This window comes from Flavobacterium facile (assembly GCF_036321945.1).
Classification (GTDB): Bacteria; Bacteroidota; Bacteroidia; order Flavobacteriales; family Flavobacteriaceae; genus Flavobacterium; species Flavobacterium facile.
Genome location: NZ_JAZAYT010000032.1, coordinates 176,829 through 200,808 on the forward strand (window position 1 = coordinate 176,829; position 23,980 = coordinate 200,808).

General features: G+C 31.3%; 25 protein-coding genes and 1 tRNA gene. 9 read left to right on the forward strand and 17 right to left on the reverse strand.

Translation table 11 applies throughout. The features are described from left to right. Positions 1-80: 80 nt before the first annotated feature. From atpG to UEQ13_RS08680, 12 genes are all read right to left on the reverse strand, one after another. Positions 81-938 (reverse strand): ATP synthase F1 subunit gamma, encoded by an 858-nt coding sequence (gene atpG / locus UEQ13_RS08625; protein WP_329805947.1) that lies wholly within the window; start codon positions 936-938, stop codon positions 81-83. A gap of 78 nt (positions 939-1,016) precedes the next feature. Further along, complete coding sequence (gene atpA / locus UEQ13_RS08630; protein WP_329805948.1) at positions 1,017-2,591, reverse strand: F0F1 ATP synthase subunit alpha; 1,575 nt, start codon at positions 2,589-2,591, stop codon at positions 1,017-1,019. Between the two features lie 25 nt (positions 2,592-2,616). Beyond that, entirely contained in the window at positions 2,617-3,144 is a 528-nt protein-coding gene (gene atpH / locus UEQ13_RS08635; protein ID WP_166130140.1) for an ATP synthase F1 subunit delta, read from the reverse strand. Between the two features lie 9 nt (positions 3,145-3,153). Then, positions 3,154-3,654, reverse strand: coding sequence for a F0F1 ATP synthase subunit B (locus UEQ13_RS08640; protein ID WP_329805949.1), 501 nt, complete (start codon positions 3,652-3,654; stop codon positions 3,154-3,156). A gap of 83 nt (positions 3,655-3,737) precedes the next feature. Further along, on the reverse strand, positions 3,738-3,935 hold the full coding sequence (atpE, locus tag UEQ13_RS08645) for an ATP synthase F0 subunit C (RefSeq protein ID WP_014082777.1): 198 nt from the start codon (positions 3,933-3,935) through the stop codon (positions 3,738-3,740). Between the two features lie 38 nt (positions 3,936-3,973). Beyond that, complete coding sequence (gene atpB / locus UEQ13_RS08650) at positions 3,974-5,125, reverse strand: F0F1 ATP synthase subunit A (protein ID WP_329805950.1); 1,152 nt, start codon at positions 5,123-5,125, stop codon at positions 3,974-3,976. A 386-nt stretch (positions 5,126-5,511) separates the two neighbouring features. Next, a complete protein-coding gene (locus UEQ13_RS08655; protein WP_329805951.1) occupies positions 5,512-5,727 on the reverse strand; it encodes an AtpZ/AtpI family protein in 216 nt (71 codons plus the stop codon). A 2-nt stretch (positions 5,728-5,729) separates the two neighbouring features. Then, positions 5,730-6,956: an alpha/beta fold hydrolase gene (locus tag UEQ13_RS08660; RefSeq protein WP_329805952.1), complete on the reverse strand. Its 1,227-nt coding sequence runs from the start codon at positions 6,954-6,956 to the stop codon at positions 5,730-5,732. Positions 6,957-6,966: 10 nt separating this feature from the next. Further along, a complete protein-coding gene (locus UEQ13_RS08665) occupies positions 6,967-7,323 on the reverse strand; it encodes a bactofilin family protein (protein ID WP_329805953.1) in 357 nt (118 codons plus the stop codon). 3 nt (positions 7,324-7,326) lie between these two features. Beyond that, on the reverse strand, positions 7,327-10,002 hold the full coding sequence (gene porW, locus UEQ13_RS08670) for a type IX secretion system periplasmic lipoprotein PorW/SprE (protein ID WP_329805954.1): 2,676 nt from the start codon (positions 10,000-10,002) through the stop codon (positions 7,327-7,329). Positions 10,003-10,101: 99 nt separating this feature from the next. Further along, positions 10,102-13,455 (reverse strand): transcription-repair coupling factor, encoded by a 3,354-nt coding sequence (mfd, locus tag UEQ13_RS08675; RefSeq protein ID WP_407934655.1) that lies wholly within the window; start codon positions 13,453-13,455, stop codon positions 10,102-10,104. A 32-nt stretch (positions 13,456-13,487) separates the two neighbouring features. Continuing rightward, positions 13,488-14,039 carry a hypothetical protein gene (locus UEQ13_RS08680; RefSeq protein WP_329805955.1) on the reverse strand — a complete coding sequence of 184 codons (552 nt, stop codon included), beginning with the start codon at positions 14,037-14,039 and terminating at the stop codon, positions 13,488-13,490. Positions 14,040-14,293: 254 nt separating this feature from the next. Between UEQ13_RS08680 and UEQ13_RS08685 the strand changes: the two genes are divergently transcribed. Further along, the gene (locus UEQ13_RS08685) at positions 14,294-15,247 is read left to right on the forward strand and encodes an NAD-dependent epimerase/dehydratase family protein (protein WP_329805956.1); all 954 of its coding nucleotides are present in this window, start codon (positions 14,294-14,296) and stop codon (positions 15,245-15,247) included. A gap of 35 nt (positions 15,248-15,282) precedes the next feature. Here the strand turns inward: UEQ13_RS08685 and UEQ13_RS08690 are convergent, their stop codons facing one another. The 4 genes from UEQ13_RS08690 to rbfA form a co-directional block, all read right to left on the reverse strand. Next, positions 15,283-15,762, reverse strand: a complete 480-nt coding sequence (locus tag UEQ13_RS08690; protein WP_329805957.1) for a hypothetical protein — start codon at positions 15,760-15,762, stop codon at positions 15,283-15,285. Positions 15,763-15,863: 101 nt separating this feature from the next. Further along, on the reverse strand, positions 15,864-16,379 hold the full coding sequence (locus UEQ13_RS08695) for a nuclear transport factor 2 family protein (protein WP_329805958.1): 516 nt from the start codon (positions 16,377-16,379) through the stop codon (positions 15,864-15,866). Continuing rightward, complete coding sequence (locus UEQ13_RS08700; RefSeq protein WP_329805959.1) at positions 16,376-17,575, reverse strand: ABC transporter permease; 1,200 nt, start codon at positions 17,573-17,575, stop codon at positions 16,376-16,378. The genes UEQ13_RS08695 and UEQ13_RS08700 overlap by 4 nt, the downstream gene beginning before the upstream one ends. A 1-nt stretch (position 17,576) precedes the next feature. After that, entirely contained in the window at positions 17,577-17,969 is a 393-nt protein-coding gene (gene rbfA / locus UEQ13_RS08705) for a 30S ribosome-binding factor RbfA (protein WP_166130182.1), read from the reverse strand. Between the two features lie 83 nt (positions 17,970-18,052). Here rbfA and mce point away from each other — a divergent pair, with 83 nt between their 5' ends. From mce to UEQ13_RS08725, 4 genes are all read left to right on the forward strand, one after another. After that, positions 18,053-18,457, forward strand: a complete 405-nt coding sequence (gene mce, locus UEQ13_RS08710) for a methylmalonyl-CoA epimerase (RefSeq protein ID WP_329805960.1) — start codon at positions 18,053-18,055, stop codon at positions 18,455-18,457. 86 nt (positions 18,458-18,543) lie between these two features. Continuing rightward, positions 18,544-18,617 (forward strand) — tRNA-Ile (locus tag UEQ13_RS08715). Positions 18,618-18,686: 69 nt separating this feature from the next. Continuing rightward, entirely contained in the window at positions 18,687-18,920 is a 234-nt protein-coding gene (locus tag UEQ13_RS08720; RefSeq protein ID WP_329805961.1) for a hypothetical protein, read from the forward strand. Between the two features lie 29 nt (positions 18,921-18,949). Then, positions 18,950-20,221, forward strand: a complete 1,272-nt coding sequence (locus tag UEQ13_RS08725) for a T9SS type A sorting domain-containing protein (RefSeq protein ID WP_329805962.1) — start codon at positions 18,950-18,952, stop codon at positions 20,219-20,221. A gap of 1 nt (position 20,222) precedes the next feature. Here the strand turns inward: UEQ13_RS08725 and UEQ13_RS08730 are convergent, their stop codons facing one another. After that, positions 20,223-20,813, reverse strand: coding sequence for a riboflavin synthase (locus tag UEQ13_RS08730; RefSeq protein ID WP_329805963.1), 591 nt, complete (start codon positions 20,811-20,813; stop codon positions 20,223-20,225). Between the two features lie 46 nt (positions 20,814-20,859). Between UEQ13_RS08730 and pdxA the strand changes: the two genes are divergently transcribed. The 4 genes from pdxA (at position 20,860) to UEQ13_RS08750 (ending at position 23,961) form a co-directional block, all read left to right on the forward strand. Continuing rightward, entirely contained in the window at positions 20,860-21,909 is a 1,050-nt protein-coding gene (gene pdxA, locus UEQ13_RS08735) for a 4-hydroxythreonine-4-phosphate dehydrogenase PdxA (RefSeq protein ID WP_329805964.1), read from the forward strand. 84 nt (positions 21,910-21,993) lie between these two features. Beyond that, entirely contained in the window at positions 21,994-22,530 is a 537-nt protein-coding gene (locus UEQ13_RS08740; RefSeq protein WP_329805965.1) for a YceD family protein, read from the forward strand. Between the two features lie 9 nt (positions 22,531-22,539). Beyond that, positions 22,540-22,734 carry a 50S ribosomal protein L32 gene (gene rpmF, locus UEQ13_RS08745; RefSeq protein WP_329805966.1) on the forward strand — a complete coding sequence of 65 codons (195 nt, stop codon included), beginning with the start codon at positions 22,540-22,542 and terminating at the stop codon, positions 22,732-22,734. 237 nt (positions 22,735-22,971) lie between these two features. Then, complete coding sequence (locus tag UEQ13_RS08750) at positions 22,972-23,961, forward strand: beta-ketoacyl-ACP synthase III (RefSeq protein WP_329805967.1); 990 nt, start codon at positions 22,972-22,974, stop codon at positions 23,959-23,961. Positions 23,962-23,980: the final 19 nt, after the last annotated feature.

Sequence of the window (23,980 nt, forward strand, 5' to 3'; positions counted from 1 at the left end):
CCACAAATATATAAAATAAAAAAGTCTCAATAAATTGAGACTTTTAGTATTTATAAAAAAATTAACTTTAAATAAGAATATTAGTTATTTAAGGCTTCAGCACCACCAACAATTTCTAAGATTTCTCCAGTAATTGCAGCTTGACGCGCTTTATTGTATGTTAACTTCAATTGGTTTCTTAAATCAGTTGCGTTGTCTGTTGCTTTATGCATAGCAGTCATACGCGCACCGTGTTCCGCAGCGAAAGAATCTCTTACCGCTTTGTACAATTGCGTTTTTAACGATTTTGGTATTAATTCTAAAACAATTTCTTCTTTTGATGGTTCAAAAATGTAATCCGATGAAATTGCGCTAGCCCCTTTAATTGGTGCTAATGGTAAAAACTGTTCGTTTACAACTATTTGAGTAGCCGCATTTACAAACTGATTGTACACTAATTCAATTTTATCATACTCACCATCTAAAAACAAATGTGTTAATGATTGTGCGATTTCAGCTGTATTATCAAAAGTTAAATCATCAAAAAGATCACTTCTGTTAGCAATTACATAGTTTGTTTTGTGTAAACCATCATTTGCTTTTTTACCAATGGCAAAAATACCAACATTATCGTGACCGTATTTTTCAGTTAAAATTTTAACTTGTTTTAATACATTTGAATTTAAAGCACCACACAAACCTCTGTTTGATGTAATAGCCACTACTAAAACTTTTTTTACTTCTCTTTGAGTCGTATAATTAGCAGCAACATCACCTTCTAAAGAAGCGCTTAGACCTTGAATTAACTCTGTTAATTTTTGAGAATAAGGTCGCATTGCAGTAATAGCGTCTTGTGCTTTTTTTAATTTAGCAGCCGAAACCATTTTCATAGCAGAAGTGATTTGCATCGTTGACGATACAGATACAATTCTATTACGTATTTCTTTTAAGTTTGCCATTTTATTAATGTGTCAATTTGACAATTATCAATGTGCCAATTAATTGAATAATAGGCACATTGGCTAATCGAAAATTAATTAGTATTTTGCAGAAATTTCTTTTGCAGCAGCTTCTAATACATTTGTGATGTTATCATCAAATTTACCAGCTTTTAATGCATCTAAAACATCTCTATGTTTTAAAGTTAAGAATTGAATATAATCTTTTTCGAATTCTTTTACTTTATTAACAGGAACATTTCTTAATAAGTTTTTCGTTCCAGCATAAATAATTGCTACTTGGTTTTCTACAGCGAACGGATCATTTAAACCTTGTTTTAAGATTTCCACGTTACGTTTACCTTTTTCAATTACGTTTAAAGTAACAGCATCTAAGTCAGATCCAAATTTCGCGAAAGCTTCTAATTCACGGAATTGTGCTTGGTCTAATTTTAAAGTACCAGATACTTTTTTCATTGATTTAATTTGTGCGTTACCTCCAACACGAGATACAGAAATACCTACATTAATTGCAGGACGTACTCCAGAGTTGAATAAATCTCCATCTAAGAAAATTTGTCCATCCGTAATCGAAATTACGTTTGTTGGGATATATGCAGAAACGTCACCCGCTTGTGTTTCGATAATTGGTAAAGCTGTTAATGAACCACCACCTTTTACAATTCCTTTTAAAGAATCTGGTAAATCATTCATGTTTTTAGCGATATTATCATCGTTAATTACTTTACAAGCTCTTTCTAATAAACGAGAGTGTAAGTAGAAAACGTCTCCTGGATAAGCCTCACGACCTGGAGGTCTTCTTAATAATAAAGATACTTCACGGTAAGCAACTGCTTGCTTAGATAAATCGTCATAAATAATTAAAGCAGGACGACCTGAATCACGGAAATATTCACCAATTGCAGCACCTGCCATAGGAGCATATACTTGCATAGGAGCTGGGTCAGAAGCATTTGCAGCAACAATAACCGTATAAGCCATTGCACCTTTTTCTTCTAATGTTTTTGCAATTGAAGCAACTGTAGACGCTTTTTGTCCAATTGCAACATATATACAGAATACTGGTTGTCCAGCATCGTAAAATTCTTTTTGATTTAAGATAGTATCTAAACAAACTGATGATTTACCAGTTTGACGGTCACCAATAACTAATTCACGTTGTCCACGTCCAACAGGAATCATCGCATCGATAGCTTTGATACCAGTTTGTAATGGTTCAGTTACGGGTTGACGGAAAATAACTCCAGGAGCTTTACGCTCTAAAGGCATTTCGTATAATTCACCACCGATTGGTCCTTTACCATCAATTGGTTCACCAAGTGTATTAACTACACGACCAACCATTTGTTCACCAACTTTTAAAGAAGCAATTCTGTTAGTTCTTTTTACATTTGAACCTTCTTTGATTCCTGTTGATGGTCCTAATAAAACCACACCAACATTGTCTTCTTCTAAGTTCAATACGATAGCTTCTAATCCGTTGTCGAATTGCACTAACTCACCGTATTGAGCATTTGATAAACCATATACACGAGCAATACCATCACCAACTTGTAGTACAGTACCTACTTCTTCTAACGTAGCACCAGATTGAAAATCTGATAATTGTTTCTTTAATATTGCTGAAATTTCAGCTGGTTTAATTTCTGCCATTTTATATATATTTAATGGTATTTATTTAATATGTAAATTCTCTTTTTAACTGTTGTAATTTATTAGCAACAGAAGCATTGTATTGTTTATCTCCGATTCTTAAAACAAAACCTCCAATAATTGAAGCATCTACTACATTCGTAATAGAAATTGTGTTTGAAGAAAATTCTTTCAACTTATTTTTAACTAAGACTTCTAATTCGGCAGTTAAAGGAACAGCTGTAGTAACAACAGCTTTTTCAACACCACTTGCAATGTCAAATAAATTATTGAATTGAGTTGCTATTGCAGACAAAATTTCAAATCTTTTATTTGCTAACAACAACTGAAACAAACCTTTAGTTTCCGTTTGCAAAGATGGGAAAATTTCGCTTAACGCATTCATTTTTACCGTACCATTAACAATCGGGTTAGATAAAAAGTCTTTTAACTCTTCACTTTCTTTGATTGCAGAAACAATGGTTTTCATATCGTTATTTACAGCAGTAGTATTATTACTTTCTGTAGCGATTTCTATAATTGCTTTTGCGTATCTAATCGCAGCTCTTGACATAACTTTAGATTAGTTTAATTTAACATCAGCTAACATTTTCTCAACTAATTTAGTTTGAGATTCTTTGTTAGATAATTCTTCTTTTAATAATTTTTCAGCGATTTCTAAAGATAATGAAGACACTTGATTTTTGATTTCAGCAACAGCATTATTTTTTTCGCTTTCGATTGTAGCTTTCGCTTGTTCAATCATTTTTGCGCCTTGATTTTGAGCTTCAGATTTAGCATCGGCGATCATTTTTTCTTTGATAGCAGTAGCTTCTTTAATCATCATATCTCTTTCAGCACGAGCATCATCTAATAATTTTTGGTTATCAGACTTTAAAGCCATCATTTCTTTCTTAGCATTTTCAGCAGATAATAAAGCATCTTTAATACCTTCTTCACGCTCAGTAATAGTATTCATAATTGGCTTCCAAGCAAATTTAACCATTAATAGTATCAATACTACTAATATTATTAATTGCCAGAAGAATAATCCGAATGAAAAATCGTTAATTAACTTATCCATTTTATATTTGAGTTGTAATTAATTTAATTTTTTAGAATAAAACAAACCTGCAACCAACCGTTGCAGGTTTTGTTTGTTTTTAATTAAGCTTTACCTAAGATTAAAGCAGCGAATGCTAAACCTTCTAATAATGCAGCAATAATAATCATTGCAGTTTGGATCTTACCTGCAGCTTCTGGCTGACGAGCAATAGCATCCATTGCAGAACCACCGATTTTACCTAAACCTAAACCAGCACCGATTACCACTAAACCTGCACCTACTAACATTGGAATGTTCATAATATATATATTAAAATTAAACTTGTATTAAAAATCTATTAATGATGATCATCATGATCATGTTCTTGTACCGCCATACCAATAAATAATGACGATAACATTGTAAAAATAAAAGCTTGTAAAAACGCAACTAAGATTTCAATAACAGAGATAAACAATGTCAACCCAATTGAAATAGGTAAATCAGAAGCCAAATTTTTACCAACAAATATCATTGCAATTAAACTCATAATCACAACGTGACCAGCGGTAATATTTGCAAACAAACGAATTAATAAAGCGAATGGCTTAGTTAATGTCCCTAACAATTCAATAGGCATTAAAATAATTTTCATTGGAACTGGCACACCTGGCATCCAGAAAATATGTTTCCAATAATCTTTATTAGCACTAAATTGCGTAATGATAAAAGTAAACACAGCTAAACAAATTGTTACTGCTATATTTCCAGTTACGTTAATTCCTAGTGGAGTCATCCCTAATAAGTTCAAAAGCCAAATAAAGAAAAACACAGTTAACAAATAACCCATAAATTTTCTATATTTTTTCTCTCCGATATTTGGAATTGCGATTTCGTCTCTAATAAAAATAATTAGTGGCTCTAAAACTCTACCAAAACCACTTGGCATACTTCCGTTTTTCTTATATGCTCTAGCTAAACTAGTAAACATAAAGAAAACCATAAATGCCACAAATAACATTGAAACAACATTTTTTGTAATAGAAAAATCTAAAGGCATTTTATTTAAAGGATGTTGTTTCGCATCTAAATTCAACGAACCCTTAGCGTCAGAAACGTAAATTTTACCATGATGTAATTTATAAAAAGAACCATCAACATTTGCTACTTCTAATTCGTTATGAAATTTTGAAGAAGAAAACATTTTCAACTCATTATCCCATAGAATTACAGGTAATGAAAAACCATAATGTTTTCCTGTTTCTCCATCTGAGAAAAAGTTAAAATCATGTGAATCTTGTAAGTGATGCTCAATGTAAGCTGAAACTGCATCTGGTGAATTCACAGGACCAACAACATGGTGACCTTCAGTTTTGTGAGCATTTTCAACAGTCTTTTTCTCAGTAGAATGAACTAAAGTGTCATTCTCTGCATTAGAAAAACCAAGAAAAGGCAATATTGAAATCGCTATCGCTAAAAATAAATTCAGTGGTTTGTTAGAAATCACCATTTGAGATATTGTATTTTATTGTTTAAATTTTTTTGCAAAAGTACAAATTTTATTAATATAGCAAGATTGAAATGAGATTTTTTTAATATTTTTTAGTTTCACTATTTAATTTTGGTTTTTTAACAATTTTGACACAAAAAAAACTTCTAAAACCACAAAAAACATATATAAACCGCAAATAAAAATCTTATCTTCATAATAAAACTTATAAAAACTCAACAAAATGTATTGTAAAAAAAAGTAAAAAAGAATAGTTTTTAAGGTTAAAACAAATAAAAACCAAAATCCTAAATTATCTTCTTTCGATTTAGACAAAAACTTTAAAACAAAATAACCTAATAAAGTAGATCCTAGCAAAAAAAGAAAACTGTATATGTAAAAACCCATTATTTATCTGAATTTATTTTATTAACCTGACGAATTATATTATATAACGATAGTGCTACTCCGAGTAATGTAAAAACTAAAAACCAAATATTATTTTTATTAGGATAATTTTCATCAATATACATTCCAATTTTAGCAAATAAGAATATTATTACACCCATTTGAGCGGGTATACTGATTAATTGCATCCATTTATTTGAGGGTCTACTAGCCATACTTATAATTTACAAAAAGTAATGATATCACCAATTACTTGTTTATCCACTTCTCCTTTTACAGCATATTCTTCTGGACTTGGCGTACCTTCACCAGCAATAAACAAATGATTTAATTTTGGATAACTGATAAATTGAGCTTTAGTTTTCGCTAAAGTCTTTTTCCATAAATTAAACTCTTTCATAGTTACTTGATAATCGCGTTCTCCATTTAGAATTAATAATGGAATAGCAACTTTCTTAACTTCTACAAGAGGCTTATAATTTAATAAAGATTGCCAATATTTTGCAGATAAACCTAGAGGAAGTTGATCATTCTTAGTATTTAAATCAAAAGCTTTTGAATGCAAAAATTCAATTTGCTTAGAAACTTTTTCAACTTCTTTAGCTCCTTCTTCTGAAGGATGTAATGAATTCAAATACACGTATTGATCTATAATCACATCTTGCAAACCCCTTGCATTTCCAGCCATCATTACTGCTTTATCTAAAGAAACAGAATTAGCAATTTTTGGCATCATAAAAGCACCTAAACTATGACCTAAAACAATTATTTTATGGTTTTTAAATTTTTCAGAACTTCTAAAATGATTTACAATCGCAACAGCGTCAACTACAACTTCATCTTCAACTGTACTTTCATCAGAAAAAGTTTCTGGATTAGATTTTGTTCTTTTATCAAAACGATAAGAAGCAATTCCTTCTTTTTGAAAAGCTTCTGCCATATCTTTAAAAGGCTTATTCGGGCCAATAGTTTCATCTCTGTCATTTGTGCCAGAACCATGAATAAAAACAACTAAAATAGAAGATTTTTCAGCTTCTAATAAAGTTCCTTTTAAATCAATTGTTCCACTTTTAATTTTATAATCGTTTGCATTAACCTCTTGATGTTGTTTTAAAAAGAAACCTACAATTTTATCTTCTTTAAAACTTATATCAAAATCTAAAGCCATGTTTTTGAATTGCGTATAATACGAAAAAACATCACCTTTATTTGTAACAGAAATTGTGTTTTGATAGGCGCCTAATTGTGCATCTAATTGATTTGAAGTTTTAGACAAAAAGTCAACTGTAACCTTATCTTTTATGGAAGCATCTAAAAAAGTTAATGCTTTTTCGAAGTTTTTTTGTTTTAATAAAATTTCAATAAAGTTTTGACCAATTTCTTGGTTTTGAGAAAAAGAAAGTAAAGATAACAATAGTAATAAAACAGATAATGTTTTCTTCATTTTGGTTTGATTATTTAGATTTCATCTCACAACTGGCTTCGAAAATCGCACCTGGTTCGATAGCTAATTTCCCAACTGTAACTTCGCCAGATATTTTAGCTGTTTTTTTGATTCCAAGTAATTCTTCCACCACTAATTTACCATTAAACTTTCCTTCAATATCTATGTTTTTGCAAGTAATATTTCCTTCAACCTTACTTTTCGGACCTAATACAATTTTTCCTTTACAAGTTATGTCACCAATTAATTCGCCATCTAAGCGCAAATCGGCAGCACAAACTATATTTCCTGTAATTGTAGTTTGTTCTACAATTCGGTTTGTTTTTCCTAGTAAATCGTAGTCGGCTTTTTGTTTTTTATCTAGCATAGTTTACTTGATTTTAGCTAAATATTCTTCTAAGTTTTTCTTGACTTGCACCACTTTATAATCTTCATTTGAGATAATTACAGGCGTATCTTTTAACTTATAATCTTTATGTTCTTTTAGATAATTCGCCACTGATTCTGCTGTCATTTTATTTAAAATTCCATGTAAAACGATCATGTTTTTTTCTACACTATAAATATCATTCGATACTTTAATTTTAGCATCACCAGACTCTTTAGCGTATTTGTTTAATTTCTCCATTAAGTTTTTATGCGAAGTTTCGTTTGGATAATTCGTTACAAAAACTAAATTAAATGATTTAGGAGTTGCTCCAAATTCCAAAGCTTCTAAAGCTGGAATATCAGATGTCAAAATCGATTCAATCTTTTTAGTCTCTTCTCCTTTAGGATAGTTTTTTACAATTTTCTGCAAAGCCGTTTTATATGCCGAAAGTCCGAATAGTCTAGCAGAAATTTTAGCTTTTAATACGTCAAATTTCGCATTTAACTCATCGCCATCGTATTTTTTCACCAAAGCATCAACCTCAACATTTGCCTCTCTAAACAAACCTTTTTCAACCTTAGAATATAAAGTGTTAAATTCAGAATTTGCTGTGACATCAGCATTTATAGCCGTGTTATTAAATGCAGAAGCATATCTACTTTCTGGATATTCTGAAATAATTTTTTGTTTATAAGCTGTAGCTTTTTCACCATTTTCAGAACCAAACAATTGATACAAATTATAGTATGTCGGCAAAACTAATTTGCTTTCTGGCTTATTCACTAAAATATCTTCAAATGAAGTGATAGCTAATTTATTTTCTTTTAATTTTTCTTTAAAAATAGAACCAAGTTGAAAACGCGCATAATTCGCTTCAATGTTTAAACTATCTAAAACTTTAGAATTTTTTGGTAATTGCTCAATATAAAATGCGGTTGTATATTTAGGTTCTACTACAACATCTTTAATTTTATCTTGAATGTCATCTTCTACTATATCAACTGTATTAGTAGCGTCTATTAAATTCTGTTTAGATGTCGCTATTGTATTCCATTTGTCACCTAATTTTCTATCTCCCCATTTTTTCTTAAAATTTAATTTTCCTTGCGCCAATGTAGCTGGATTATAGAAATAAAAACTACTTTGCACTCCGCCAGCATTTGCAATAAAATCCGCAGGAGTGTTTTTTGTTAATGGAGGTTCAATTACAGGGTTTTTGAGAGGCGACATTGTTGGCGGAGGAAACGACCCACCAGCACCTGGAGGCAACAACATATTTTCGTTTGGCAAGTCTGGCGACTTCATATCCGATTTCGAATTTTGATTCGTTACACTTCCATTTATAGATAGTTTTTTTGCGGCAATTGAATCTGAAATTTTTAGTTTATCGATATAATCTTGATAATATTTATTTTTTTCCGATGGTGACATTTTTGAAACCACAATTACACTATCAGCCTGACGGATAATGTCTTGATACTTGACCACATCTGTTAGGATTTCTAACTTCTTTTTTAAAGACTTAAACTCATTACTTTTCTCAGTCAAATGAATTAAAGTGGAATCTAAATATTTTTTTGAAGTGTGAAAATTTTTCTTTCTGTAATAGATGTTGGATATATTTCTGAAATTTGAAGCCGCCAAATACCTGTCGGTAGACATATTTTTCAACGATTTGTTATAATGTACAATTGCCAATTTATCATTCCCTTTTTTATCATAAAAAGCGGCTCTTTGATGATGAATTACATCTCTAAAACCTTTATTTTCTATGTTTGCCAGCAATTTGTCTAATTTTTTATGAAAGGCAATTGAGTCACCCGTTTCAAAATCAAATTGTGTCGACTGTTTTAAATGCGAATAAATAGTATAGTTACGAGGTGATTTTCGTTTCATATCAATTACTTCTTGATAGGCCACAAAAGCGCTGTCTTTGTAATTTAATTTCTCGTATAATTGTCCTAAAATAAACGTGTAACGCGCTTTTTCTTCTTTTAATTTGGTTTCTTTTTTTGAAATTTTAACCGAAGCGATAGCACTATCTAAAACATTTGTAGTAATATAAGCTTGTGCCAAAACCGCATTTATATCTGCTAAATCTTGACCTTTAATTTTTTTCTGACCTTTTAAAGTTCTATTAAGATTTTTAATAGCTAATTGTTCGTTTTCTAATTTTAAGTTTACTTTTTCTCGCCAAACTTGTGCTTGATATACATTATTGCTATTTGGATATTTGTATAAAATATAATTAAAAGCTTCCATTGCTGGTAAATACCTGTGTTCGTAGTATCTAGCTTTACCCAACATTAAATACGATTCGTCAATTTGATTGTTTTTTTCATAACCGCCAATATTCATGGAATGTTTCTGAATCGCTTTAGTAGCCTTGGTTTCGGCACGTTCAAAATTTGGGTTTTTAGTATCGCCTGGTTTTTGTTCTTCTTCCGTAATTTGCATTCGTTCTAGCGGAAGCACTTCCCAAAAATTATCAGAATAGGTAGCTTTAACATCTGTAATTCCTTTTTGTAAGGCAAGATCTCCATTATAATGCACATTGTATTCCGTATTAACAGAGTGCCATTTTCTATTTACAAAATTGTCTTTTTTAGTAGAACATGCCAAAAGAATGGCAATAATACCAAAGGAAAGTATATATTTTAATTGAGTCTTTTTCAATGTCATAATTTTTATAAATAACTATAAATTTGGTTATTTAGTATGCTAACGTGTAAAAATAAGTTTTTTTTTTGAAAGATGCTCACAACTTTTTTAAGATTATATCATTTCAATTAATTCCAACGCCTTGTTGATACTTTTTACGTTTTCGAAAGTAATTAAAAGTCGTAATCCGTTTTTAGTTTCTTTTTCCTTCACTTTACATAAATTTACGTTTTGTTGTGCGAATTTCATCACATGCATAAATCGGTTACTTTGGTAAAAATTAGATTGCTGATCACCAATAAAATAACCCACCATTTTGTTTTGTTTCAGAATCAATCTTTCTAAACCAATTTGTTTCGCTTTCCATTTGATTCGAACGCTATTTAAGAGAGAAACTGCTTCTTTTGGCAACGGTCCGAATCGGTCAATTAGGCGTTTTTCGTAAGCTTCTAAATCTAGAATATTTTTCACAGCACCTAATTCGCTATACAAACTCAATCGTTCCGAAATATTATTAATATATTCATCTGGAAACAGCAATTCGAAATCGGTGTCAATTTGAAATTCTTTTACGAATTCTTTCGTTTCGATGTCGTTTTCTTCTTTATATAAATCGGCGAACTCATTTTCTTTTAATTCGTCAATAGCTTCATTCATGATTTTCTGATACGTATCGAAACCAATTTCATTGATAAAACCACTTTGTTCCCCACCTAATAAATCTCCAGCACCACGAATTTCTAAATCTTTCATCGCAATATTGAATCCGCTTCCTAAATCTGAAAATTGCACCAAAGCATTGATTCGTTTTCTCGCATCATCTGTCATTACAGAATCTGGCGGCGTGATGTAATAACAAAAGGCTTTTTTATTGCTTCGCCCTACTCTACCACGCATTTGATGTAAATCGGACAAACCAAAATTATTCGCATTATTGATGAAAATTGTATTCGCATTGGGTACATCTAAACCACTTTCGATGATGGTTGTTGCGACTAAAACATCAAAATCGCCTTCAATGAAAGCTAACATTAATTCTTCCAGTTTTTTTCCATCCATTTGTCCGTGACCAATTCCGACTTTCGCATTCGGCACCAAGCGCTGAATCATTCCTGCAACTTCTTTAATGTTTTCGATTCGATTATTGATGAAAAATACTTGTCCGCCACGCTCAATTTCATACGAAATCGCATCACGAATGGTTTCTTCACTAAAACGAATGACATTAGTATCAATTGGATATCTGTTTGGCGGTGGCGTTGTAATTACAGATAAATCTCGCGCTGCCATTAACGAAAACTGTAACGTTCTTGGAATGGGAGTTGCGGTTAAAGTAAGAGTATCAATATTAGCTGCAATCGTTTTTAATTTATCTTTTACGTTGACACCAAATTTTTGTTCTTCATCCACAATTAACAAACCTAAATCGCGGAATTTCACATTTTTATTTACCAATTGATGTGTTCCAATTACAATATCCACTTTTCCTTCTTCCAAACCTTTTAACGTTTCAGCTTTTTGTTTTGCAGAACGGAAACGGTTCAAATAACTGACCGTAACGGGCATGTCTTTTAACCTTTCGGTAAATGTTCTGTAATGTTGATAGGCTAAGATGGTTGTTGGTACTAAAATCGCTACTTGTTTTCCATTATCAACTGCTTTAAATGCGGCACGAATCGCCACTTCCGTTTTTCCAAAACCGACATCACCACAAACTAATCTGTCCATTGGACGGTCGTTTTCCATATCCATTTTCACATCGTGAGTCGCGGTAATTTGATCTGGTGTATCTTCGTAAATAAAAGAACTTTCCAATTCTTTTTGCATGTACGAATCTGGCCCGAAAGCATAGCCTTTATCCAAACGACGTTTCGCATACAATTGGATTAAATTGAATGCAATATGTTTAACACGGGCTTTTGTTTTTTGCTTTAAAGCTTTCCAAACGCCGCTTCCTAACTTGTAAATTTTTGGTGGCGCACCGTCTTTTCCAGTATATTTTGAAATTTTATGAAGTGAATGAATACTCACATACACTATATCATTATCGGCATAAACCAGTTTAATTGCTTCTTGAGTTTTGCCTTCAACTTGAATTTTTTGTAAACCTCCGAATTTCCCAATTCCGTGATCGATGTGCGTCACATAATCGCCAATTGACAAAGCGGTTAACTCTTTTAATGTCACCGTTTGCTTTTTGGAAGCGTTATTTTTGATAGAAAATTTATGATAACGTTCAAAAATTTGATGATCGGTATAACAGGCTATTTGTAATTCTGTATCAACGAAACCTGAGAATAATGGAAAAACGATAGTATCGTATTTGTCTTTTACATTTTTAGCGGCGTCTTCATCAATGTCTTTAAAAATTTCTTTGAATCTTTTGGCTTGACTTTCGTTTGAAGAAAACAGAAAATTCTTGATTCCGTTATGGTAATTATCGTTCAAATTATTCATCAACAAATCGAATTGTTTGTTGAACGAAGGTTGTGGTTGTGTATGAAATTGAACCACTTTTTCCGATTTAAAAACCGGACTTTTATCTAATTCAATAACCGAAAAATCTAAAGCTCTTTTTAAAAACGTTTCCTGATTGACAAATAATTCTTCGGGTTTAGAATGATTTATCGTGAGTGTTAATTTCGAATACGCTTCTTTTGCCTTATCGTATAATCGGTCTAATTTACTTCCTAATGAATCGGTATTTTGAAGAACAATTACGGTTTTCTCTGAAATATAATCTAAGAAATTTTCACGTTTTTCTTGTAAAACTTTATTTTCTACGTTGGGAATAATGGCAATTTTAGACACTTTTTCTTTCGACAATTGTGTTTCAATATCGAAGGTTCTAATGCTATCAACTTCATCACCAAAAAATTCAATTCTGTATGGAATATCGTTTGAAAATGAGAACACATCAATAATTCCACCACGAACCGAAAACTCTCCCGGTTCTGATACGAAATCGACACGTTTAAAATTGTATTCAAACAGCGTTTCATTAATAAAATCGATAGATAATTTATCGTTTACACTAACTTTTAAGGTGTTTTTATCTAATTCTTTTCGAGTTACTACTTTTTCAAAAATTGCATCCGTATAAGAAACAATTATGGCTGGTTTTTTTCGAGAATTGATTCTATTTAAAACTTCGGCGCGCAACAAAACGTTAGCGTTATCAGTTTCTTCAATTTGGTACGGACGACGGAAAGAACCTGGATAAAACAACACATCTTGATCATTAATCAACGTTTCTAAATCGTTTAAATAATACGCCGCTTCTTCCTTATCGTTAAATAATAATAAAAAAGGCAATTCAGATTTTTTAAACAAAGCATCCACTACAAAAGATAGTGAAGAACCTACCAAACCAGTAGCATTTATTTTTTTACGAGACGCAAAAAATTCAGCAATTTGTCCAATTTTAGGATTTTGCTGATATTTTTGAAGGATTTCTGATTTACTCAAAGTGTTTTATTTTGTAAACCGGAATTAAAAAATTAATTATAAACTTTTTTTAAATCGGGTTTCTTATTTTTATCTAATATTTGTTGCTGCTCTAAATCGTCAAAATTTATAGCTTTTGCATTTCTGGTTGTATCGCTTACGCTGATAATTCTTGGTTCGCCAATTTCAGTTGGAATTCTACTTTTTACTACAATTTCTTCACATTGCATGTAAAAAGCGGTCATTTCTTTATTTATCGCTGCAATTAAATCTTGCACTTTTTCGTGAGGCACAATGTCCAAAGAAAAATAGGTATCTAAAGCTAAAATTTTGGTTTGTAGGGCTACAATTCTGCTTCGTACTTGTGGTTCGTTAAATCTTGATGGCACATTTAAATGTAAACTATCCGATTTGGAAACTAAATTTAGAACTTTTTGTTTGAACGCGCTAATGGTTGATTTTGGTTTTTGTTTGATTTCTTGTTCAAAACTTTGCCATTCTTTCCATTGGTTTAATACCGAACTTACTTCAATACTCGCATTTGGAATGTTTAACATCCATGCTTTATTGATTTGTTCGAAAGATTCTCTGTTTTTTTTCTCCATTTTTTCAACTAGCAATAGCTGCTCATTTTCATCTTTACAAGAAAAAAACAAAAGACTGCTAAAAACAGAAAGTATAAGTATTTTAAAAAAATTCATTCTTTTTGGAATTATGAATTGCAAATTTACAAATGTTTATAGTATTATTTAGAAAATTGCGTTAAATGTTTGTTATAACACAATTCGGAAAAAACAGACAAATAAATGAGTTATTATTAAGGTCAATATTTTATATTTGTGCAACAAAACTACGAACTATGCAAACCAAAATATTAATCATTGGCGCTTGTGGACAAATTGGCACCGAACTTACTGCAAAATTACGTGAAACCTATGGCGTTGAAAATGTTGTGGCTTCCGATATTAGAAAATTAGAAAACGACGTTGTAAACAATGGGATTTTTGAAGTGGTAAACGCTTTAGATTACAATCAGATTGAGCAATTAATTGAAAAATATCAGATTACTGATGTCTATTTAATGGCAGCTTTATTATCTGCAACTGCCGAAAAAAACCCAGCATTTGCTTGGGATTTGAACATGAATTCTTTATTTCATGTATTAAATTTAGCGAAAGCGGGAAAAATTAAAAAAATATTTTGGCCTTCAAGTATCGCGGTTTTCGGACCAACTACTCCAAGAGAAAACACACCACAATATACCGTTATGGAACCAAGTACTGTTTACGGAATTTCAAAACAAACTGGTGAACGTTGGGCGGAATATTACCATAAACAATATGGTGTAGATATTAGAAGCATTAGATATCCAGGTTTAATTAGTTGGAGTACCGAAGCTGGTGGTGGAACTACAGATTACGCTGTGGATATTTATCACAAAGCGATTACCGATGGAAAATTTACGAGTTTTTTATCTGAAAATTCGGCTTTACCGATGATGTATATGGACGATGCGATAAAAGCTACGATTAGTATTATGCAAGCGGATGCCGATGATATTAAAATTCGTTCTTCTTATAATTTATCAGGAATGAGTTTTACTCCAAAACAATTGGCTGAAGAAATTACGAAACATTATCCAAATTTCACGATTACTTACGAACCGGATTTCCGTCAGAAAATTGCCGACAGTTGGCCAGCAAGTATTGATGATAGTTCTGCAAGAGCAGATTGGGGTTGGAAAAACGATTTCGATATGGATAACATGACCGTTGACATGTTTAAGAATTTAAAAGAAACGATTTATAAATAGCATACAAAAAAAGCAACTTTTAAAAAGTTGCTTTTTTATTTAATGTCATATAAAGATTTATCTGTTTTCTTATCTAATAATATTACGGAACGTTGCGGATTAAAATTCCAATATTTTACTATATAATTATAACCTTCTTTTGCATTTGGATATTTTAAATCTGAATTTTCGAGTGGAGTAAAAAATTTTTCATACTTATTACCATCTACATAGTATGTATAAAAACTTAAAGACTTAAAACAATTAGTATTATAGGTATTTAAATAACCAATTGCGAAACTAACTTCTTCTCCTTTTAAAAAAACGGGTTCGTAATCATTTACTTTATTGATAGATGGATTATCTTTTTCAAATTCAACGATAAACTTTTCACCATTTTCAGAATCTAAACCTGTTTCAGCTTTATATATTTTTCCTTTATAATTAAATTCAACAATATCAGATTTAGGACCGCGACCAGTAGTTCTTCCATTTACACAACCTACAGTTTTTATTATGTTTTTTTTGGGGTTCATAGAAGAATAATATAAATATAATGACACTACAAAATAAATCGGCAAACCATATATTATTATATTAAATAGTAGCCCTAAAAATTTATTTCTCATTTGATATTTTACTCGCGTTTTTTTAGTTTTTCAATTTCCTTATCTTCAATCAAAGATTTTATTTTCACGACTTCATTTACATTGTCATTTGGAACCGTCATAGACAACACATAATGTTTGATTTTCCAGTCTCCGTTTCCTTCATCAACTAAAACACCGCTTCCGCGACAAATTTTCATTTGTGTGTTTAGTAATTCATCAAACCAAGCCATTTTTAAATCTGAAGTGAAATAAATATTTCGATCTAAAGCTGTAAAATTCCACGCTTTACCTCTATCAAAATAAGGTTTAGCAAACTTTATAAATTCTTGTTTATTCCAGTTTTCAGTTGGATCCGTTCCGATGTAAATAGCATCTTCTGACATCGCACCAAAATAAGCCTCGAAATTTGCTTCAGCTGCCGCTTTATGCCAATCGTTTAAAATTAAATTAAGTTCCATTTCTTGATTCAATCTATAAGTTGGTTGTGAAGATTTACATCCGAATAAAACCAATCCAATTACTACAATTACAATTTTTCTCATTCTAATAATTTTTTAGATACGGTGCTACTAGCAATTTTAGAAGCTATGAATCCTAAAATTACAATCGTAAACAATACAATTAATATGTTTTTGGTTTCGAAAACAACTGGATAGGCTAATGAAGGTGTGATCATGATTAATTCAAATTGTTGTTGAATTAAAACTACGATAATTCCTAAAATTAAACCTAAGATTCCACCAAATATAGAAATGATATTTCCTTGAAATAAGAAAATGTTTTTTAAATATTTAATTTCCGTTCCTAAATTGTATAAGGTTTTCAGATTGCTTTTCTTTTCGATAATCATCATAATAATCGCACCAATTAAATTGAATAAGGCGATTATAATTACTAAAGTAAAAATAAGATATACTGCAATGTTTTCCGTATTCAGCATTTTATACAAAGCATCATTTAATTGCGCTCTATTTTTGACTTTTACTTGATTTGGGAATATTTTATTAATGGTTGCAATCGCATCTGATTCGGATACGTTTGGCGCCATTTTAAAATCGATATAGGTTAACTGATTCGGTTTGTAATTTAGTAAACTTTGCGCTAACGGAATGGAAGAAAAAATATATTTTTCATCAATATCTTCGCTAACCTGAAAAATTCCAGAAGTCAGTAATGGTGCTTTATTAAAATCGTCTTCAGGATTTTCAATCATTCCCGAACCCGGTTTTGGCATATATACTTCTAATACATTATTAAAGTCGAAAAGTCCTAAAGCCAATTTTCTCGAAATACCAGAACCTACTACAACTTGATTTGTGTTGGGTTCTAGCCAATCTCCAGCATATAAAAATTTATCAAAATTATTAACCGATCTAAAATTATTATCTACACCTTTTAAATACGCCACATGCTCCTTATTATTATAGTAGAACAAAGCGCGTTCTTCAACAATTTTAGAATACTTAGCAAATTCTTTAGAAGATTTTAACTGAGTTTCTTGAGTTTCAGAAATGAAGAAAGATTTCCCTTTTAAGGTTTCGATGCGTAAATCAGGATCAGTAGCATTGGTGAAACTTAAACTGAAATCGCGCAAGCCGCTAAAAACAGAAAGTACAACAAAAAGTGCCATGGCTCCAACTATAATTCCAAAAGAAGCTATAAAAGTTATTACGTTTATAGCGGTAGTTTTAGACAAACTAAAAGCATATCTTTTGGCTATGTAAAACGGAAAATTCAATTTATGATCTTTTTCTTTTTTCTAATAATTCTGGGTTTTCAATTGGGTTTTCTTTTCCTGAAAGTGCATTGTCAATTTTTTCAATATAATCCAAACTATCATCAATGAAGAAAATTAAATTTGGTACTCTTCTTAATTGCAATTTAACACGTTGCGATAAATCGTGCTTAATTAAAGGCGCATTACTTTTAATAGCCGCCAATAATTCTGGTCCTTTTTCTGAAGGAAAAACACTTAAATAAACCTTCGCAATTGATAAATCTGACGTAACATTCACTTTTGATACTGAAATAATTAGGTTAGAAATAGAATTTTTTCTAATCTCACCTTGTAAAATATCAACTAAGTCTGTTTGCAATAATGCGCCAATTTTTTTTTGTCTATTTGTTTCCATGGTGCAAAAATACAATTTTTACAAACAAAATAAGCAGATTTAAATTTTTGAATGATTATTTTTGCATATTAATACGTAAACAAATGAGAAAAATAGAACATATTGGTATTGCTGTTCGTGATTTAGAAAATTCGAACGAATTATTTTCAAAACTTTTTGGTCAACCTGCTTACAAAACAGAAGAAGTGGAAAGTGAAGGTGTAAAAACATCTTTTTTTATGTGTGGCCCAAATAAAATTGAATTATTAGAAGCCACAAATGAAAACAGTCCGATTGCTAAGTTTTTAGAAAAAAAGGGGGAAGGAATTCATCACATAGCCTTTGATGTAGAAAATATATATACAGAAATTGAACGCCTTAAAGGTGAAGGATTTACAGTTTTAAATGAAACGCCAAAAAAAGGAGCTGACAATAAACTAGTTGCCTTTCTTCATCCTAAAAGCACGAATGGTGTTTTAATTGAATTATGTCAAGAAATTGTTATTTAACAACAAGTTATCGTTAATTTTTAAATATCTTTAAAAAAAAATTTGCACCTAATGCAAATAAGCCTTAATATTGCACTTTCAAAACTGGTCCTATAGCTCAGTTGGTTAGAGCACCTGACTCATAATCAGGTGGTCCCTGGTTCGAGCCCAGGTGGGACCACTTTTTTTTTAAAAAAAAAGTAAAAAATAATTGCTTTTAACATTTTATTTTATATTTTCGTAAAATCAAATGTTAAAAAAAACAAAAAATAACATGAAAAATAATTTTACCCAAATCTTTTTTCTTTTAGTTTCGGCTTTAAGTTCTGTGCAAATACTTGCAGCAGTTACTCCACCGCCTCCACCTGCACCACCACCAGTAGGTGTTCCGATAGACAGTGGAGTCGTTGTGTTATTTTTTATTGCATTAATAACAGGATACTTTATTACACAAAAATTATACAATAAGAAAACTCCTAATTAGGGGTTTTTTTTGCTTTAAAACATATCGCTATGAAAAAACTGACTTTACTTTTTATATTAATTTCAAATTTTCTGACAGCGCAAACTTGGCAACCGTTACCAGGAATTGCAGTATTGGTTAATAACATTAATAACCAACGTTTTGATGATGTTTTTTTCTTAAACGAAAACTTAGGCTGGGCGGCCAATGGCTATTATTATGGAGTTTACAAAACTACTGATGGTGGTGCAAATTGGATTTCACAAACCTCTGGCAGCATGTTAGATAGCCCCCATTATTTTAGAAATATTGAATTTTTAGATGAAAATATTGGGTTTTTAGGGACTTTAAATCAGAAATTTTACAAAACTACTGATGGTGGAACTACTTGGAACTTAGTTACAAACATAACTCCAAACCCAGTTGCAATTTGTGGTTTAGACTGTGTTGGCACTTCAACTATTTATGGATGTGGCGCTTATTTCACTCCAGCATTTGTTATTAAATCTACAGACAGCGGAAACACTTGGCAATACATTGACATGTCAGCTTATGCTGATGCATTAGTTGAAATATCTTTTGCTGACGAAAACACAGGTTATGCTTTAGGAAACAAATCTAATGGAGGAGTAATTTTAAAAACTACAAACGGAGGCTTAACGTGGACAGAAATTTTAAATTCAGGAACTGTTGGCGATTATTTTTGGAAATTTCAAATTTTAGAATCAAACCCTAATGTAATGTTTAGCGCTGTTGAGGCTGTAACTCCAAATCCAGGAAGACTAGCTAAAAGCATTGATAGTGGTGCAACTTGGACTTTTACTAACGCACCAGAAAGCGTTGTGCAGGCCGTTGGCTTTTTAAACGAAAATCGCGGATGGATGGGTGGTCACACTACTGGTTTTCATGAAACTTTAGACGGAGGTTTAACATGGACTAACACAGGAATTGGAAACAATCTAAATAGAATATTTTTTATTGGCAATACTGCTTATGCAAGCGGTACAACAATTTATAAATTCACAAATAACCTTTCAAATATTGAATTTACAGATAGAGAAAGAACACCTCTAAAAGTAATAATTTCTCCAAATCCAGTAACTGATAAATTAAATATTGAAATAGACTTCTTAGCCGAAGATCATATTTTAATTGATTTATATGATAACAACGGGAAATTAGTAAAAAAACTTATTAAAGACGATATTAATTCAATAGGAACAAAAAAATACACTTTTGATTTTCCTTTTCCTTCTGGTACTTATTTTATCGATTTCCATAACAATACAGGAAGACAATCTTCAAAAATTATAAAAAAATAAATTAATTCTGAAGTTCATACATTCTTGCAATATACTTACCCACAACATCAAATTCTAAATTTACTTTTGTACCAATTTCAAAAGTATGAAAAATGGTGTTTTCATAAGTATATGGTATAATCGCTACACTAAAACTATCTTTTTTAGAATTCACAACAGTTAAACTTGTTCCATTTACAGTAATCGAACCTTTTTCAATAGTGATATTATTTAAAGTCGAATCGTACTCAAAAGTAAATACCCAACTACCTTCTTTATCTTCAATATTTTTACAAATTGCCGTTTGATCTACATGGCCTTGCACAATATGTCCGTCCAATCTGTCTCCTAATTTCATAGCTCTTTCGATATTGACTTTATCACCAATTCTCCATGACCCTAAAGTAGTTTTATCAATAGTTTCTTTTATGGCAGTTACCACGTGTTTATCGTCAAATAAATTCACAACTGTCAAACACACACCATTATGTGCCACACTTTGATCAATTTTCAATTCATTTGTGATATTTGTTTGAATTGTTAAGTGTATATTTTCCTGATCTTTTTTAATATCTGAAATTATTCCAAGAGTTTCTACGATACCTGTAAACATATGACGGTTTATTTTTATAAATTTGCATCAAAATTAAGAAATAAAAATGGTAAAACATTCCGAAAATATAATTGTTGGTGTTTCTATTGGAGACATGAACGGCATTGGACCAGAAGTAATATTAAAAACATTTGAAGATACTCGAATGTTGGAGATTTGTACACCTGTTATTTTTGCCAATGCTAAAATCGTTTCGTTTTTAAAAAAATCATACCATTTAAATGCCTTCATTCAAGGAATTGACAAGCTAGACCAAGTAGTTTTAGGAAAAATAAACGTACTGAATGTATGGCGCGAAGGTGTTAATTTAGAATGCGGGAAATTGGATGAGGAAATCGGAAAATACGCTATAAAATCTTTTCAAGCAGCTACAACAGCTTTGAAAAACAACCAAATTGATGTTTTAGTTACGGCTCCAATCAACAAATACAACATTCAAGCAGACGATTATAAATTTGCTGGTCATACTGATTATTTAAACGAACAATTAGAAGGTGATGCGTTAATGTTCATGATTCATGAAGACATTAAAGTAGGTTTAATAACTGATCATGTGCCAATTGCAGAATTATCAAAACATATCAATTCGAAATTAATTGAGAAAAAAATCACTACAATAAACCGTAGTTTAGTTGCTGATTTTAAAATTAATAAACCAAAAATTGCTGTTTTAGGATTAAATCCACATAGCGGTGATAATGGTGTCATTGGAAAAGAAGACGATGAAATTGTAAAGCCAAGTTTAGAGAAAATTTTCAAAAGTGGCATCCAAGTTTTTGGTCCATTTTCAGCAGATAGTTTTTTTGGTTCGAACCAATATAAAAATTACGATGCGGTTGTGGCGATGTATCACGATCAAGGATTAATTCCTTTTAAAACCCTGTCATTTGGTGAAGGAGTGAATTTTACAGCAGGATTAAATAAGGTAAGAACATCACCAGACCATGGAACTGGTTTTGATATTGCTGGAAAAAACATAGCGAATGAAGGTTCGTTCCGAGAAGCCGTTTATAGTGCGATTGATATCCACAAAAACAGAATCGAATATAATGAACTAACCAACAATCCATTAAAAAAAGCATCTGGAAAAGTTTAATTTAAAAAAAAGCAAAGAAAATTATTGTAATTCCAATATTTTTGTATCTTTGCACACCCTTATAAAAAGGGGAAAACTGATAGTATGGAAAAATTAAAAGATTTTTTAATCCCATTTTCAGGATTAAAACTGGGTAAACACCAGTTTGAGTTTCAAGTAAACAATACGTTCTTTACTCATTTTGGATATGATGAATTTAACAGTTCTGACATCAAAATGAAAGTCATATTAGAGAAAAAAAGCAATATGCTTGAACTGAATTTTTCACACAAAGGAACCGTAAATGTTGCTTGTGATTTAACCAATGAAGATTTTGATTTACCGATAAAAGGGAAAATGAAATTGATAGTTAGATTTGGAGAAGAATTTAATGATGAGAATGATGAATTTATCATCTTACCTCATGACGAGTTTCAAGTAAATGTTGCCCAGTATATTTATGAAATGATTGTGTTGTCTGTTCCAACAAAAAGAATTCACACCGGCATAAAAGACGGAACATTACAAACAGAAGCATTACAGAATTTGGAAAAATTTTCTCCTACTGAAACAAAAACAACAGAAATAAAAGAAATAGACCCTAGATGGGACGGTTTAAAGAAACTATTAACGGATAAATAATTTTGCAAAATGGCACATCCAAAGAGAAAAATCTCGAAAACTAGAAGAGACAAAAGAAGAACGCATTACAAAGCATCTGCACAACAGATTGCAACTTGCGTAATTACAGGTGAAGCTCACTTATACCACAGAGCTTACTGGCATGAAGGAAAAATGTATTACAGAGGTCAAGTTGTTATCGACAAGACTGAAGCAATGGTATAATTACATTAAAATAAATGAGAAACTCTCACTCACGTGAGAGTTTTTTTATTTTAAGTAAAATTATATAATAGTATTTTAAGAAAATTCCGAAATATTTCGTAATTTTCGCCTCTTTACGCACATAAATTTGCAAAGAAAATTATTTATTTATGAAATCGCAACAGACACTTTTTTTCGAAAGAAAATTCAAATCAAAATGCGATACATATGTTACCAAAAAAAATAACATTAAAACATATGAATAAAATTACTGCCGCAATTACTGCAATTGGCTCGTATGTACCAGAATACGTATTATCAAATCAAGTTTTAGAAACTTTAGTTGATACAAATGACGAATGGATAACATCTAGAACCGGAATAAAAGAGAGAAGGCTTTTAAAAGAAGAAGGCAAAGGAACCTCTTTCCTTGCCATAAAAGCTGCTCAAAATCTCTTAGAAAAAGCAAAACTAGACCCTAAAGAAATAGATTTGGTAATCATGGCGACTACCACACCAGATATGCCTGTGGCATCAACTGGTGTATATGTTGCAACTCAAATTGGCGCAACAAATGCTTTCGCATACGATTTGCAAGCCGCTTGTTCCAGTTTTCTTTTTGGAATGTCAACCGCTGCTGCTTTTATTCAGTCTGGAAAATATAAAAAAGTTTTATTAATTGGAGCGGATAAAATGTCTTCAATTATTGATTATACCGACAGAGCAACTTGTATTATCTTTGGAGATGGTGCCGGGTGTGCTTTGTTCGAACCTAACTACGAAGGTTTAGGATTGCAAGATGAAATTCTTAAATCGGACGGAATTGGTAGAGAGTTTTTAAAAATCGATGCAGGTGGTTCAATTTTACCTCCATCTGAAGAAACAGTTAAAAACAAACAACATTTTGTGTTTCAAGACGGAAAAACGGTTTTCAAACATGCCGTATCTGGAATGGCTGATGTAAGCGAAAAAATAATGGAACGCAATAACTTATCTCACGATGATGTTAATTGGTTAATCGCACATCAAGCAAACAAAAGAATTATTGACGCAACTGCTAACAGAATGAACTTGGACGAATCTAAAGTATTAGTAAATATACACAGATACGGAAACACCACTTCTGCCACTTTACCGTTACTTTTAGCAGATTTCGAAGATAAATTTAAAAAAGGAGACAATTTAATTTTTGCCGCATTTGGTGGAGGATTCACATGGGGATCTATTTATTTAAAATGGGCATATTAACAATAACAAACTATAACTA

Coding starts and splice junctions, on each gene's coding strand:
- UEQ13_RS08690 (WP_329805957.1), bottom strand. CDS start 15,762: ATGAACCCCAAAAAAAACATAATAAAAACTGTAGGTTGTGTAAATGGA.
- UEQ13_RS08680 (WP_329805955.1), bottom strand. CDS start 14,039: ATGGAGAAAAAAAACAGAGAATCTTTCGAACAAATCAATAAAGCATGG.
- UEQ13_RS08655 (WP_329805951.1), bottom strand. CDS start 5,727: ATGGCTAGTAGACCCTCAAATAAATGGATGCAATTAATCAGTATACCC.
- UEQ13_RS08750 (WP_329805967.1), top strand. CDS start 22,972: ATGAATAAAATTACTGCCGCAATTACTGCAATTGGCTCGTATGTACCA.
- atpB (WP_329805950.1), bottom strand. CDS start 5,125: ATGGTGATTTCTAACAAACCACTGAATTTATTTTTAGCGATAGCGATT.
- UEQ13_RS08685 (WP_329805956.1), top strand. CDS start 14,294: ATGCAAACCAAAATATTAATCATTGGCGCTTGTGGACAAATTGGCACC.
- UEQ13_RS08640 (WP_329805949.1), bottom strand. CDS start 3,654: ATGGATAAGTTAATTAACGATTTTTCATTCGGATTATTCTTCTGGCAA.
- atpH (WP_166130140.1), bottom strand. CDS start 3,144: ATGTCAAGAGCTGCGATTAGATACGCAAAAGCAATTATAGAAATCGCT.
- atpG (WP_329805947.1), bottom strand. CDS start 938: ATGGCAAACTTAAAAGAAATACGTAATAGAATTGTATCTGTATCGTCA.
- UEQ13_RS08695 (WP_329805958.1), bottom strand. CDS start 16,379: ATGAGAAAAATTGTAATTGTAGTAATTGGATTGGTTTTATTCGGATGT.
- UEQ13_RS08720 (WP_329805961.1), top strand. CDS start 18,687: ATGTTAAAAAAAACAAAAAATAACATGAAAAATAATTTTACCCAAATC.
- mce (WP_329805960.1), top strand. CDS start 18,053: ATGAGAAAAATAGAACATATTGGTATTGCTGTTCGTGATTTAGAAAAT.
- UEQ13_RS08665 (WP_329805953.1), bottom strand. CDS start 7,323: ATGCTAGATAAAAAACAAAAAGCCGACTACGATTTACTAGGAAAAACA.
- UEQ13_RS08740 (WP_329805965.1), top strand. CDS start 21,994: ATGGAAAAATTAAAAGATTTTTTAATCCCATTTTCAGGATTAAAACTG.
- UEQ13_RS08730 (WP_329805963.1), bottom strand. CDS start 20,813: ATGTTTACAGGTATCGTAGAAACTCTTGGAATAATTTCAGATATTAAA.
- rbfA (WP_166130182.1), bottom strand. CDS start 17,969: ATGGAAACAAATAGACAAAAAAAAATTGGCGCATTATTGCAAACAGAC.
- atpE (WP_014082777.1), bottom strand. CDS start 3,935: ATGAACATTCCAATGTTAGTAGGTGCAGGTTTAGTGGTAATCGGTGCT.
- atpA (WP_329805948.1), bottom strand. CDS start 2,591: ATGGCAGAAATTAAACCAGCTGAAATTTCAGCAATATTAAAGAAACAA.
- UEQ13_RS08660 (WP_329805952.1), bottom strand. CDS start 6,956: ATGAAGAAAACATTATCTGTTTTATTACTATTGTTATCTTTACTTTCT.
- UEQ13_RS08725 (WP_329805962.1), top strand. CDS start 18,950: ATGAAAAAACTGACTTTACTTTTTATATTAATTTCAAATTTTCTGACA.
- pdxA (WP_329805964.1), top strand. CDS start 20,860: ATGGTAAAACATTCCGAAAATATAATTGTTGGTGTTTCTATTGGAGAC.
- rpmF (WP_329805966.1), top strand. CDS start 22,540: ATGGCACATCCAAAGAGAAAAATCTCGAAAACTAGAAGAGACAAAAGA.